This is a genomic window from Pseudomonas sp. M2(2023), from assembly GCF_030263955.1.
Lineage (GTDB): Bacteria > Pseudomonadota > Gammaproteobacteria > Pseudomonadales > Pseudomonadaceae > Aquipseudomonas > Aquipseudomonas asiatica.
Genome location: NZ_CP127114.1, coordinates 3,000,237 through 3,013,076, shown reverse-complemented (window position 1 = coordinate 3,013,076; position 12,840 = coordinate 3,000,237). Strand labels below are relative to the sequence as shown.

The following is a 12,840-nucleotide window of genomic DNA, read 5'->3' as shown; positions in this document are numbered from 1 at the left end:
TCAGTAGACGCTGTTGCGCTTGGCCAGGTCGACCATTTCAACCAATGATTCGGTCTTGAGCTTTTCCATGATGCGGCCCCGGTAGGTGCTTATGGTCTTGGCGCTGAGGTTCATGCAGGTGCCGATATTCTTGTTGTTCTCGCCGCGCGCCAGGCGCCGCAGCACCTCCATTTCCCGGTTGGACAGGCTGGACAGGCGCATTGGCTCGCTTTCCAGCGAGTTGCTGTTGACCGACATCTGAGGGAAGGTCGAGTAGCCTTTGACCAGCGCTTTCAGGGCAAACAGCAACGCCTCGTGGTCTTCTTCCTTGGTGACAAAAGCGCCGATGCCAGCATCCAGGCAGCGCCGCACATACAGGTCGGTGGCCTGGCCGGTCAGCACCATGATCTTGGGCGCCGGCTCCAGGCATTGCAGGCGCTTTATCACTTCCATGCCATCCAGGCCGGGCAGGCCGATGTCGAGTATTACCACATCCGGTCGCAGGTCGCGGGCCACCTGCGCCACCTCGCTGCCATTGCCGACCTCGCCGACAACACGGAAGCGCTCGCGTTCGAGCAACATGCGCAAGGACAGCCGGACGATGGGGTGGTCGTCGACGATCAGCACGGTAGTCATGAAGAAAACTCCTGTCAGGATGTGGTCCGCTTCCTGGATCACTCAGGAATACGTCTGCAAGTGGGGTTATCGGAAGCGCTGCACGATACGACCATTCCCGGAATTTGGTAATGCCGAGTATAGAAGTGTTGAAAGTCCACGTGCTTGATGTTGAAAAGTCCTACAAAAAGTGGGAAAGACATCACCCTGGCAAAGCGGCGATGCCTGTTTTTGTAGTCGTCATGCGCAGGCGGAGTGTGATTTGCTCACGCGCTGGGTTGAGGCGGGGTTGTTGGCCAGTGCCTGGCCGACCCGTGTCGGGCGTGCCACCAACTGGCCGGTGCAGTTCGGGCAGCGGCCCTGGAAACGGGTTTCGGCGCAGGTGCGGCAGAAGGTGCATTCGAAGGAGCAGATCAGCGCATCGGGGCTGTCACCCGGCAGGTCGGTATCGCAGCACTCGCAGTTTGGGCGTAGGTCCAGCATGGGCGTGACTCCTGTTTGCAGGCGGGAAACCGGAGTCTGCTACGCCTGCGGCGAACCTGGCAATGCTCAGTCGCCAGGGCGATACAGGTGGGCGTGCCCGGCGCGATACAAGGCCGATTCGGCAAACGGTGTGTCGCCTAGCACATGGCCCACAAGGATCAGCGCCGTGCGTCGGAAATCCTTGGCCGCGACGCGTTCCACAATATCGCCGAGGGTACCGCGCACCCAGTCCTGGTCCGGCCAGGTGGCACGATGCACCACCGCCACCGGGCAGTGCGTGCCGTAGTGCGGCAGCAGTTCTTCGACGATACGCGACAGGTGCTTGACCCCCAGGTGAATCGCCAGGGTGCTGCCATGGCGCGCCAGGTCGCCCAGCTGCTCGCCGGGCGGCATCGGCGAGCTGTCACCATAGCGGGTGAGGATAACGGTCTGAGCTACTTGGGGCAGGGTCAGTTCGCAGCCGAGCAGGGCGGCGCTGGCCGCTGTAGCGGTGACCCCGGGGATGATCTGGTAATCGATGCCCAGCGCTTGCAGATGGCGGATCTGCTCGCCGATGGCGCCGTACAGGCTGGGGTCGCCACTGTGTACCCGAGCCACATCCTGGCCTTGCTCATGCGCACTGCGCATGGCGGCGATGATTTGTTCCAGGTGCAGTTCGGCGCTGTTGATCACGGTCTCGGCCTGGTGGCCCTCGAGCACGGCGGCCGGCACCAGCGAGCCGGCATAGATGATCACCGGGCACTGGCGGATCAGCCGTTGGCCCTTGATTGTGATCAGTTCCGGGTCGCCGGGGCCGGCGCCGATGAAGTAGACCGTCATGGAAAGTCCTTGCAGGAAAGAAGGGAAACGTTCAACAGGCCAGGGCGAGGGTAGCCGGGCCCAGTACCTGGCGCGTCAGCAGCAACCTGGCGGTGCCAACCCGCTGGCTGGCCAGGGCCAGTGCCGCACTCTCCGCCACGCCCCAGCAGCCACAGTGGGCATGGGCAGCGGCGGAACGGTGGCTAAGCTGGAGTTCGTAGGGTTGCAACTGCGCGGTATCGTACAACACCAAAGGCAGACCGAGGCGTTCGGCCAGTTGCTGCAAGCCGGGCTCGTCGGCCTTCAGGCTGATGCTGGCGATGCCTTGCAGGTCAGCCAACGCCAGGCCCTGGTTGGTCAGGGCCTGGCGTAGCAAGATTTCCAGCGTATCCGCCGGGCAACCCCGACGACAGCCGAAGCCGGCGTAGAAGGCAGGCATCAGGCCTGGCTGGAGCGCCGGAACAGCCAGGCGCTGAGCAGGCCCAGGGCCAGCCAGAATGCGGCGTTGGTCAGCCAGGAGGCCACTTTGAACTGGGTTTCCAAGGCGGCGGGGGCCAGGCTCTCGTGCACCTCGGGTTGCGGCGCACCGATCACATGGGGAATGACCAGCAGCACAGCGCCCAGCGCCTTCAGCAACCAGTGGCGAGCGAACACCAGCAGGGCCAGGCCCAGCGCGGTGGCACTGGCGGTGCCGATCCACCAAGCCTGGCGTTGCCCCAGGTCGGCTGCGGCAGTACCTGGCAGTTCCGGCGGCAGGCCCAGGGTCGGGGCCAGGCAGAACACGGCGAAGCCGGCCAGGCCCCAGAGTGCGCCGGTGCCGGCTCGCTTGGGTTCACGCAGGCTGTACAGGGCGGTGAGAATCAGGGCGAAGCCGACCGCGACCACCAGGTTGCCGCCGGTGGTGGACAGCACTCGCTGCCAGCCGTCCTCAGGTGCCCAGGCTTCGGCGCTGTGCTCATGCGCTGCCACTTCGCCAGCATGCTCGTGCTCGGCGATGGGGGCCGAGGATTCGTAGGTTTCTGCTTCGAGAATCAGAGGGGCGACCCAAAAGCTCTGCAGCAGGGTCAGCAGCAAGGCCGCCAGCAACCCGCTGAAGCCCGCGGTGCGGGCAATGCGTGTGATCATCGGGCGTACTCAGTGGCAGGGGAATGCGGCGCTGTGGCGGGTGTCGTGGGCGGCGTTGTGCACGGCCTCGATGTGCGAAAAGCCGGCGAAGTACACCAGGCACAGGCCCAGCAGGCTGGCGCCGATGGCGATGACGACACGCTGGCTGAGGGTGACGGGGGTGGTAATGCTGTGTTGCTTGGCGCTGGTGACGGGCATGACGCGTTCCTCTGCTTTTTGTGGGCAACGGGCAAGCGCGGCAGCCCCGAGCGTGGCAGCCCAGGGGAATGCAACAGCGCCCGCCCACCGCGGGGTGTTCATGAACGCCAGGCCGGTCTCCGGGCTTGCGAGGAGGAGCCAGGCTCCTGGAAAGCGTCACCTTCCCATGCCGGGGATCAGGCACAGTGGTACAGACGCTTCGCTCGCTTACCGTTGCGGGGGCAGCACCGGCCTTGTCCGGCCCTGCTGGAGGGCCTGTGACGCACCGGTTTCCCGTTTCACCCCCATCGGGGGCACCTGAACGCGAGGCATAAGGAGACCATGGGGCGGGGCTGCCGTCAATTGCCAGAATCGAGTTTGCCGGCACCTCGGGTACTCTGTGCATGGCACCGGCTGCGCCAGTGTTCGCGGCTCAAGCCTACACAGGGATTGCGAAGCGCTCCCGGTCAGCCCCGGGCAAACGCCACCAGCTTGTCCCCGTCCAGTCGGTAGCGCACCCACTCATCCTGCGCTTCGGCCCCCAGCTTCTGATAGAAGCCGATAGCCGGCTCGTTCCAGTCCAGAACGCTCCATTCCAGCCGTCCGCAATTCTTCGCCACCGCCTCGCGGGCGATGTGCCGCAGCAATTGCCGCCCGGCACCGTCGCCGCGCTGCTCGGGCGTTATGTACAGGTCTTCCAGGTAGATGCCGTTGCGCCCGAGCCAGGTCGAGTAGCTATAGAAATACACGGCAAAGCCGATTGCCCGGCCATCGCGCTCGCACATCAGGCTATGCACGGTGCTGCCCTCGCCAAAAAGGCTGTGCTCGATATCGGCAACGCTCGCGATCACCTCGTGGCGGGCGCGTTCGTACTCTGCCAGCTCGGTGATGAAGGCAAGTATCTGCTCGGCGTCGGCGCGAACGGCAGGACGGATGGTGAGGCTCATGGGGCGGCTTCCTTGATCTGATGGTAACGGTACAGAGATGTGTATCTATACAATTTCGTTAAACTGTGCCGGTCGCAGAGGAGGGCGACTCCGTTAGTGTGACAGCACCCATAAAAAAAGTGGATTGCCTGCCATGCTTGCCTCTGCCGACCTGCTGACCGCCTTCGTGCTGTTCGCCTTCGTGTCTTCCATCACTCCTGGCCCCAACAACACCATGCTGCTTGCCTCTGGGGTGAATTTCGGTGTGCGTCGCTCGATCCCCCACGCCCTGGGCATCAGTGTCGGTTTCATGGTGATGGTGCTGGCTGTCGGCCTGGGCCTGGGCGAGGTGTTCAAGGCCTGGCCGGCGCTGTATACGGTATTGCGTTATACCGGTGCCGCCTACCTGCTGTACCTGGCCTGGAAGATCGCCACCTCCGGGCCGGTTGGCACAGCTTCGTCCAGTGCCCGCAAACCGCTGGGCTTCTGGGGAGCAGCGGCATTCCAGTGGGTCAACCCCAAGGCCTGGGTGATGGCAGTCGGGGCAATCACCACCTACACGCCGGCGCAGGGCTATGTGACCAACGTCATTGTCATTGCCGCCTTGTTCGCCTTGGTCAACCTGCCGAGCGTCGGGGTGTGGGTGATGTTCGGCAGCGCCCTGCGCAACTTGTTGCAGAACCCGCGCTGGCTGATGCTGTTCAATGTCCTGATGGCCTTGTTGCTGGTGATTTCACTGTACCCGCTGCTGTTTGTAGAATCAGCGTTTTCCTGACCCCGCGAGTACAGTAAGCCGATGCAGTTGATTCCCTGGTCTCACGAATGCGCCGAAGGCTTCACCCTGCGGGGCTGGCGAACCCCGGCCAGTGGCAAGCCGTTACTGCATTTTCTGCACGGCAACGGCTTCTGCTGCCTGGCCTACCAGCCATTGCTGATGCGCCTGGGCGAACATTTCGACCTGTGGCTCAGCGATGTGCAGGGCCATGGTGACAGCGACCATGGCGGGGTGTTCCGTGGCTGGAACCGGACCGCTGCGTTGGCGGTGGAGGCTTTTGCAGCCGGGCGAGGCGAGTATGGTGACGTACCGCGCTTTGCCGTCGGGCACAGCTTCGGTGGCGTGCTCACCGGCCTGATCCTGGCCAGTGAACCGCAACTGTTCGCGCGTGCCGTGCTGCTCGACCCGGTACTGTTCAGCCGGCGCATGCTGGGCGTGATGGGGATGGCAGCCCTGGTCGGCTTGCACCAGCGCCATGCCCTGGCGCGCAAGGCTGCCAGCCGTCGCAGCCACTGGCCCGACCGCGAGGCAGCCCTGGCTTCGCTGCATGGGCGGGGTATCTTCAAGGGGTGGACCGATGCGGCGCTGCGGGCCTACGTGGAGCATGCCATTGGCGACTGTGGCGAAGCGGTGGTGCTCAAGTGCCGGCCCAGCCGCGAAGTGGAAATATTCAGTTCGTTCCCCAAGCGCATGTGGGCGAGCCTGGCGGCAATCCGTACGCCCACGCAAGTGCTGTACGGCGAGCACACCTACCCCTTCGTACCGCATTCGGTAAATCGCCTGGTGGCGCTCAACCCTAAGGTCAGCGGCAGGCAGGTTGCAGGTGGGCACTGCTTCATGCAGGAGCATCCTGAGGCGTGTGCCGAAGAAGTGCAGGCCTTCCTGCTGCAGGGACCGGCGGGATAGTTTTTCCAGACAGCACCGGGCGCAAAGGCGTGAGTAATCTTGGGCTTTGCCCGAGCGTACGAACATGACCAGCAAGACCCTGCTACAGCCATCGTATCTGCAAAAACGCTACGACTACTCCTGCAAGTCAATCGAGTCACTCAGGCAGGCCCTGTACAGCACGCTTGCACCGCTGGCGGGGCGTTCACCTCTGGCTGTGGTCAGCGTGGGCTCCTATGGCCGATGCGAGGTTTCGCCTGTTTCGGACATCGACTTCTTCATCGTGCATGACACCAGTTTGCCGGCGGATCGTCTGGACGACATATTGTGCCAGGTCAGCGACCTTGTCCGGCCCATCAGCCATCCGGGAGAAAGCGACGAGGCGAAATTCGGCCGAGGGGCGTTGGCGCTGTACTCAGACGTTAGCGAACACATAGGCTGGAAATGCGAAGACAATACGGCGCTGACCAGGCGAATGCTGATGTTGCTCGAGGGCCGCGCCCTCTTCGGGCATAAGGCCTTTGCCTGGTGGCAGAATGACCTGCTGCGCCGTTATATTCCTGATGATCATGGAAGCGGGCTTGCCAGGTTCCTGCTTAACGACCTGATCCGCTACTACCGCACCCTCATGGCGAATTTCGAGGAAAAGAGGGCCGAAGGCAAGGCGTGGGGAGTACGCAACATCAAACTGCAATTTTCGCGAAAACTGCTTTTTGCAGGCGGTATCGTGGCGATTGCCGAAGTCCACGGCCTCGCTGCGCCGTCGAAGATCATGCGACTTCAACAATTGCTGGCCCTCACCCCTCTGCAACGCCTGGCATTGCTCGGTGACTCCAACCCCTACAGCGCTTCTGTGTTCGAAGACTACGCAGTGTTCCTCAAGTTGATATCCTCGGTGGAAAATCGCCGCCATCTGGATAGTCTGACCCCCGGCCAGGCCATGGCGGATCCGGTCTATCGGGAACTCAGGGGGCGGGGACAAGCCTTTTCGTTGAAGCTGGAGCATTGGTTGAGGTCGCAGTACGCGGGGCATCCGATACTTCACGCCGTCTTTTTTTGATTGTCCTTTAAATGAGACGATGCATGCCATTTTAGCCGGCTATTGCCTGATTGGTCTCACTGGTAAGGTTATCTCAACCAAGAGAGGAGCCTTCTCATGAAAACGATTCTGGGTATTCACCGCAGCCCCCACGCCCACTGGGTAGGTGATGGTTTCCCGGTGCGCAGCCTGTTCATCTACGACAACCTGGCCAGCAAGATCAGCCCGTTCCTGCTGCTGGACTATGCCGGCCCTCATGACTTCACCCCGACCAGTGCGCGGCGCGGCGTTGGCCAGCACCCGCACCGCGGCTTCGAGACCGTGACTATCGTCTACCAAGGCGAACTGGAACACCGTGACTCCACCGGCGCTGGCGGCTTGATCGGCCCTGGCGACGTGCAGTGGATGACTGCTGCCAATGGCATCATCCACGAAGAGTTCCATTCCCCAGGTTTCGCTCGTACTGGCGGTACGCTGGAGATGGTACAGCTGTGGGTCAACCTGCCGGCGCGGGACAAGCGCGCAGCGGCCGGCTACCAGACGCTGCTGGCCAAGGACATCCCGGTGGTGACGCTGGACGGCGAGGGCGGCAGCCTGCGAGTGATTGCCGGTGACTATCGTAGGCATTCGGGGCCGGCGCGGACCTTCACTGCGATGGATGTCTGGGACCTGCGCCTGAATGCCGGTGCAGCCTTGCAACTGCCGGTCGCCGCTGGGCGCAATGCGGCGCTGGTGGTGTTGCGCGGCAACGTGCGGATCAACGGCGAGCGAGAAGCCGGCCCATCCAGCCTGGTGCTGTTTGACCGGGGCGGCGAGGATGTCGCTATCGAAGCGCTGGAAGGTGCCAGCTTGCTGCTGCTAAGCGGTGAACCGATCGATGAGCCGATCGTGGGCTATGGCCCGTTCGTGATGAACAGCCAGGCGGAAATTGCCGAGTCGTTCGACGACTTCCATGCCGGACGGTTCGGGCAGATGCAGGAAGCGCGGGACGGTGCGGCGCATTGATTCTGGCTGATTGAATGGATTGTCCGGCCTTATCGCCGGCAAGCCAGCTCCCACAGGTACAGCGACAATCTCGAGAGCAACGCTGTACCTGTGGGAGCTGGCTTGCCGGCGATAGGGCCGGTACAGCTATTACATTTGCTGGCATGATGCAGCCATGCCAAAGCTCACCCCCCTGCACGCCGTACGCCGATCATTGCCCACCCCCGGTCACCACACCTTGTGGCTGCGCTACCGTGCCCCTTACCACTGGCCCTCGACCCTGGCCTTCCTCGCTGCCCGCTGCATCCCCGGCATCGAGACCTGCCTCGACGGCACCTACCGCCGTACCCTGGTAATTGCCGGCCGACACGCCGTCTTGCACGCCACACCTTCGGGCACCCAGTACCTGCGGGTCCGCCTTGAAGGCGTCCCGGCTGACGCGCTACCCGGCCTGATCGCCAGGCTGAGGCGGGCCTTCGATCTCGATGCCGACCCCGCGCGCATCAATGCCGAACTGTCCCGCGATCCGCTGATGGCCCGCCTGCTACAGGAGCGCCCAGGCCTGCGCGTGCCACAAGGCTGGGACGCCTGCGAACAGGCCATGCGCACTGTGCTGGGCCAGCAAGTCAGTGTGGCCGGGGCCATGACCCTGGCCGGCCGCCTGGTGCAACGCCACGGCGTGCCCTTGCGCTGGCCCGCACCTGGCCTGAGCCACGTATTCCCGGCGTTGCCGGTATTGGCAGTTGCGAAGTTCGATGGCATGGGCATGCCGCGAGCGCGCGCCGCCACCCTGGGCACGCTGGCCAATGCATTGCTCGCCGAGCCCAGGTTGCTGCGCCGCGGGCAGGTGCTGGATGAACTGCTGCGCAACCTGTGCCAGCTCAAGGGTATCGGCCCCTGGAGTGCGCACTACCTGGCATTGCGCCAGGCCGGCGCGGCCGATGCCTTGCCGCTGGGCGATGTGGCGTTGATCAAGGCGTTGCGCCTGCTCGAAGGCGAGGACGCCCAACTTGCGCAACGAGCCCTTGCCTGGCGACCGTGGCGAGCCTATGCGGCACAGCATCTTTGGGCATCGCTAGGGCCTGTCGGGACCGCTCGTCGCTAAGTCTGCCATTGCGTTCGAACGCGCAGCCCGCGCAGGCAATCTTCCACTAAGGTGCTAGAGGATTCCCTGCATGATCATTGCCCAGGCGCATGAGCGCCTGCCCCGGCATGCGCAATATCAATTGGCACCTCGCCCGACAAAGGCGTACTCACACAACAGGCCATCCCAAAGAGAGGGTCGTACCATGTCGTTGATAGGAGTTTCGATGCTAGAAATGCGGCAGATGATCGAGCAGGCCTGCCTGCCCGACCGTTGCGAAGTCAGCTGCACGGATGGCGCCAACCTGACCATACGCCTGGGTCAGGGCCAGAGCCTCGACGAGGGCGTGACCCTGAGCGGGGTCCCCCTGCAAAGCCTCAACAGTTGCCGTGACCTGGTCAACCTGGTGGGGCAGCTGCACGCGCTGCGTGACAGCCACCCGGCGACACTCAAGGCGATTGCCTGAGGCGCCTGCCGCGCCCGGTCAGCCCACGTTGGCCGGGCGCACATATTCCGGCATCAGGCCGTTGAACCAGAACAGGATCATCGCCACCAGGATGGTGACCAGCAGCAGTAACCCCACCCCCCACACGCAGGTCGCGAACAGCATGGCCTGTTCCTTCTTCAGCCGCAGGAAGGTCTGCAATCCGCCATACAGCAACACGCTGGCATACGCCGAGGCAGCCAGCAGTGCCGCCAGCGCCAGCCAGCGGATCGGTAGCAGGCCGACCACCCCGGCAAAGAACCATGGTGTGGCGCAGTAGGCGGCAAAGCCGATGCACTGGTTGAGGCTGGGCTGTGCATCGAAACCGCGCGACATCCAGCGGATCATCGTGCCCATCAACATTACCCCGACGACCGTTGTGGCGTAGAGCAAGCCCGCCAGTTGGGCGGCGCTGGTCATGCTCAGGCGCACCCGTTCCTCGGCCGCCAGGCTCCAGCCGAAGGTGGTCGTGCCGACGAACAGGCACACAGCGGGGATTAGTGCCAGGACCAACAGGCGCGGCAGATATTGCTGCGGGTGGTCTTCCTCGGCCCGGCGGATTTCCAGCCAGGCGTCGGCGGGGTGAGTGAAGAGTTTGAGCAACGGACTGTTCATTGACGTTCTCCGCGTTCTCCGGCAGGCATGGGCCCTTTTGCTATGGAGACGTGACGCGCCCGGTGGGTTCAGCCGGGTTGATCGCCGTTGATCGTCTTACAGCAGTTCCAGCAGCAGGTTCAGGCCGCCATCACCGCACTTGCCCTGGTCGCGGACCACTCCGTGGTAACTGCGCCCGTCCCAGACGAAGGCCACGCTGTGGGCGCGGTCGACCTTGTCGGGCAGGGGCGGGCAAATGTGCAGGCGCAGGCCGGGGCGGCCTTGCAGGTCGAGGGCGGCGAGTTGGCACTGGCACTCCACGCTTTGCGCCACCGGGCCGAACAGGGTGTCGCGTACGTAATCGAGCTGTAGTGAGGCATTGGGCGCGCGGCAGGGCATTTTCATAGGCGCGCGGCTCCGCTTTGAGAGGGCGGGTAACAGGGCTGGTAGGGCATGGCGGGCTCCAGGCTGAACAGGGCATGGCATATCGTTTGAAGCTTGCCTGGCCAAGATGTTCAACCTGTTTCATGCGCGTTCATCCTGTTTGCGCCGGTTACGGGCCGTTGGCCGCTTCAGCCACCGGCCTTGCGCAAGGTCAGGTTGATCCGCCGTTCACCGAGGCGCGGATGCACGCCAGGCTTGATCGGGAGCACGCCGTGAAAGCGCAGGCGGTCCTCGCCACCCCAGACCAGCACATCGCCGTGGCTCAGCGGGATGCGCTGGGTCTTGTCGGTGCGCTGCAGGCCACCGAACAGGAACACCGCCGGCAAGCCCAGCGACACCGACACGATCGGCTGGCCGAAGTCCTGCTCGTCGCGGTCCTGGTGCAGGCTCAGGCGGGTGCCCGGCAGGTAATGGTTGACCAGGCAGGCATCTGGTACGAAACCGTCGAACCCGGCCATGCTCGCAGCGCGGGCGGCCAGTTCGAGCAACACGGGGGGCAGGGCGGGCCAAGGTTTGCCGCTGAGCGGGTCGCAGGGGCTGTAGCGGTAGCCGTGTTGGTCACTGACCCAACCCAACGTGCCGCAGTTGGTCAGCCCTACCGCCATGCGCAGGCCGCCCGGGGTGTGCATGTGCCGGAACGGCGCGGCACGCAGCACCGGGCGCAGGGCATCGAGCAGGGCCTCGATCTCGGCCAGAGCGAAGCCGGGCAGCAGCACGGTGTGGCTGGCCAGGCGTTGCGGCTGGGTGCCGAACAGGTCGAGGTCGGACTGGATCATGGGGCAGGCATCGGTTGGGGTGTGGACCATTGTAATGCGCTTGGCAGGCTTGGCCTATTCGCGGGCATGCCCGCTCCCACAGGGTTGGCGCAAGCTTTGACGGCGGTGGAGCACCTGTGAGAGCGGGCGTGCCCGCGGACAGGTCGGCAAGAAAAGATTCTGACAGGAATAAAAAGGAACCGCGGCACCAGGGAGAGGAGCACCGCGGTTCAAGGGGGGAGCGATCTACTGCTGGGTCACAGTGGCCACGTTCGCGCTGCCCAGCTGGCTGATGGTCGCGGTCTGGGTCACACCGCTCTGGTCGACATACGCCTTGTTGCCCTGGCCTCCTTGGGTCACGTAGGCAATGTTGTAGCTGTCAACCTGCTTGATGTTGGCTTCGTTGCCGCTACCGTACAGCTGGTTGGTGTAGCTCTGGTTGCTGTAGCCGGACTGGTCCAGGTTGATGACGTTGCCGTTGCCCTGGCTGTTGCCGTAGGCATAGTTGTCGGTGCCACGCTGGTCGGCGATCAGGATGTTGTCGGTGCCGTTCTGTTCGAAGTACAGCTCGTTGTTCATGTCGGCCTGCTTGGTCTCCATTTGGTTGCCGGTGCCTTTCTGGGTCAGCGTGGCCAGCTGGTTGTCACCGTTCTGGGTCAGGTTGACGCCGTTGCCATTGCCATTCTGGTTGATGGTGGCAGTCTGGTTGGTACCGAACTGGCCGCCCATCTTGGCGCCTTTCCAGTTGCTGGCGGTGACGCTGTTGCCAGTGCCCTTGGTGTTGATGGTCAGGTTGAGGTTTTCACCGTTCTGGTAGGTGAAATGCACGTTGTTGCTACCAGTCTGGGTGATGGTGGTGGTCGAGTTGCTGGTCTCGAACTGGTCCGACCAGCTGGCGTTGGCCGTGCCCTGTTGCGACAGGCTGACCTTGTTGTTCATGCCGAAGCTCTGGTCGATATAGCCTTCGTTCATCTGGCCGGACTGGGTCACTGATGCCTGGCTGGCGGTCTGGTTGTCCTGCCACACTTCCACCGAGTTGCCGCCACCGTACTGGCCAATGCCGATGGTGCCGCCGGTGCCGTCGCGCTGGTCGCCATACGCCCAGTTGCCCGTGCCGTCCTGGTAGACCTGGATATCACCATCGACGTGGCTCAGGTGCTCGGCGGCGGCGTAGTTTTCCTGGCCGGTCTGGTTGATGCTGCTGCGGTTGTTGCTGCCACCAAAGATCTGCTCGATGAAAGCTTCGTTGCGCTGGCCGGATTGCCAGGTGGTGGCCTTGCTGCCTTCCTGGCTTTCCTGCCATACGGTCGAGGCGTTTTGCGCGCCTTGCTGGGTTTGCAGCGACTGGTTGCCCAAGCCCAGTGACTGGCTGGCGAAGGCATCGTTGTAGCTGCCGCTTGCGTGCTGGGTGACCTGGCTGCCGTTCTCGAACAGCTGGTCGGCGTAGCCTGCGTTGTATTGGCCGTTGGCGCTCTGCTGGATATCGCTGGTGCTATCCGATTGCACCGCCAGGTGGTTATTGCCCTTGCCGGTCTGGGTCTGGGTAGCCGAAGCGAATGGCGCCAGGGACTGGCTGACTTCAGCGATGTTTTCCTTGCCATCCTGGGTCTGGGACGAGGTGCTGTCAGCAGCCATGGCCTGACCTGCGAGGGCCAGGACGATAGCGGCACTTAACGGAGCGAGCTTGTACATG

The 12,840-nt window shown here is 63.5% G+C and carries 17 protein-coding genes and 1 riboswitch; of the genes, 6 read left to right on the top strand and 11 right to left on the bottom strand.

Annotation, left to right across the window (positions count from 1 at the left end; all coding sequences use genetic code 11):
• The 7 genes from QN085_RS13970 to QN085_RS13940 form a co-directional block, all read right to left on the bottom strand.
• Positions 1-615: a response regulator transcription factor gene (locus tag QN085_RS13970; RefSeq protein ID WP_023663311.1), complete on the bottom strand. Its 615-nt coding sequence runs from the start codon at positions 613-615 to the stop codon at positions 1-3.
• Positions 616-834: 219 nt separating this feature from the next.
• Entirely contained in the window at positions 835-1,077 is a 243-nt protein-coding gene (locus QN085_RS13965) for a DUF1272 domain-containing protein (protein WP_013972792.1), read from the bottom strand.
• A gap of 66 nt (positions 1,078-1,143) precedes the next feature.
• Positions 1,144-1,896 (bottom strand): precorrin-4 C(11)-methyltransferase, encoded by a 753-nt coding sequence (gene cobM, locus QN085_RS13960; protein WP_023663312.1) that lies wholly within the window; start codon positions 1,894-1,896, stop codon positions 1,144-1,146.
• 31 nt (positions 1,897-1,927) lie between these two features.
• Complete coding sequence (locus QN085_RS13955) at positions 1,928-2,314, bottom strand: cobalamin biosynthesis protein (protein ID WP_023663313.1); 387 nt, start codon at positions 2,312-2,314, stop codon at positions 1,928-1,930.
• Complete coding sequence (locus QN085_RS13950; protein ID WP_013972789.1) at positions 2,314-3,000, bottom strand: CbtA family protein; 687 nt, start codon at positions 2,998-3,000, stop codon at positions 2,314-2,316. The genes QN085_RS13955 and QN085_RS13950 overlap by 1 nt, the downstream gene beginning before the upstream one ends.
• A gap of 9 nt (positions 3,001-3,009) precedes the next feature.
• Positions 3,010-3,198 carry a CbtB domain-containing protein gene (locus QN085_RS13945; protein WP_003258255.1) on the bottom strand — a complete coding sequence of 63 codons (189 nt, stop codon included), beginning with the start codon at positions 3,196-3,198 and terminating at the stop codon, positions 3,010-3,012.
• 93 nt (positions 3,199-3,291) lie between these two features.
• Positions 3,292-3,514, bottom strand: a riboswitch (cobalamin riboswitch).
• 130 nt (positions 3,515-3,644) lie between these two features.
• The gene (locus QN085_RS13940; protein WP_023662847.1) at positions 3,645-4,124 is read right to left on the bottom strand and encodes a GNAT family N-acetyltransferase; all 480 of its coding nucleotides are present in this window, start codon (positions 4,122-4,124) and stop codon (positions 3,645-3,647) included.
• Between the two features lie 133 nt (positions 4,125-4,257).
• Between QN085_RS13940 and QN085_RS13935 the strand changes: the two genes are divergently transcribed.
• From QN085_RS13935 to QN085_RS13910, 6 genes are all read left to right on the top strand, one after another.
• Positions 4,258-4,878 carry a LysE family translocator gene (locus QN085_RS13935; RefSeq protein ID WP_015270522.1) on the top strand — a complete coding sequence of 207 codons (621 nt, stop codon included), beginning with the start codon at positions 4,258-4,260 and terminating at the stop codon, positions 4,876-4,878.
• A gap of 21 nt (positions 4,879-4,899) precedes the next feature.
• Positions 4,900-5,784 (top strand): alpha/beta fold hydrolase, encoded by an 885-nt coding sequence (locus QN085_RS13930; RefSeq protein ID WP_023662849.1) that lies wholly within the window; start codon positions 4,900-4,902, stop codon positions 5,782-5,784.
• A 64-nt stretch (positions 5,785-5,848) separates the two neighbouring features.
• A complete protein-coding gene (locus QN085_RS13925) occupies positions 5,849-6,823 on the top strand; it encodes a nucleotidyltransferase family protein (RefSeq protein ID WP_023662850.1) in 975 nt (324 codons plus the stop codon).
• Between the two features lie 96 nt (positions 6,824-6,919).
• Positions 6,920-7,807, top strand: a complete 888-nt coding sequence (locus tag QN085_RS13920; protein ID WP_023662851.1) for a pirin family protein — start codon at positions 6,920-6,922, stop codon at positions 7,805-7,807.
• A gap of 154 nt (positions 7,808-7,961) precedes the next feature.
• Positions 7,962-8,891 carry a DNA-3-methyladenine glycosylase family protein gene (locus tag QN085_RS13915; protein ID WP_052484796.1) on the top strand — a complete coding sequence of 310 codons (930 nt, stop codon included), beginning with the start codon at positions 7,962-7,964 and terminating at the stop codon, positions 8,889-8,891.
• Positions 8,892-9,075: 184 nt separating this feature from the next.
• Positions 9,076-9,336, top strand: coding sequence for a DUF1652 domain-containing protein (locus QN085_RS13910; RefSeq protein WP_024087193.1), 261 nt, complete (start codon positions 9,076-9,078; stop codon positions 9,334-9,336).
• An 18-nt stretch (positions 9,337-9,354) separates the two neighbouring features.
• On the opposite strand, the gene QN085_RS13905 is transcribed toward QN085_RS13910, so the two are convergent.
• The 4 genes from QN085_RS13905 to QN085_RS13890 form a co-directional block, all read right to left on the bottom strand.
• Positions 9,355-9,969, bottom strand: a complete 615-nt coding sequence (locus QN085_RS13905; RefSeq protein WP_013972781.1) for a Yip1 family protein — start codon at positions 9,967-9,969, stop codon at positions 9,355-9,357.
• A 96-nt stretch (positions 9,970-10,065) separates the two neighbouring features.
• Positions 10,066-10,353 (bottom strand): hypothetical protein, encoded by a 288-nt coding sequence (locus QN085_RS13900; RefSeq protein ID WP_013972780.1) that lies wholly within the window; start codon positions 10,351-10,353, stop codon positions 10,066-10,068.
• A gap of 167 nt (positions 10,354-10,520) precedes the next feature.
• Positions 10,521-11,168: a DNA oxidative demethylase AlkB gene (gene alkB / locus QN085_RS13895; RefSeq protein WP_041506443.1), complete on the bottom strand. Its 648-nt coding sequence runs from the start codon at positions 11,166-11,168 to the stop codon at positions 10,521-10,523.
• Positions 11,169-11,393: 225 nt separating this feature from the next.
• Positions 11,394-12,839: a curlin gene (locus QN085_RS13890; protein WP_013972778.1), complete on the bottom strand. Its 1,446-nt coding sequence runs from the start codon at positions 12,837-12,839 to the stop codon at positions 11,394-11,396.
• Position 12,840 lies beyond the last annotated feature (1 nt).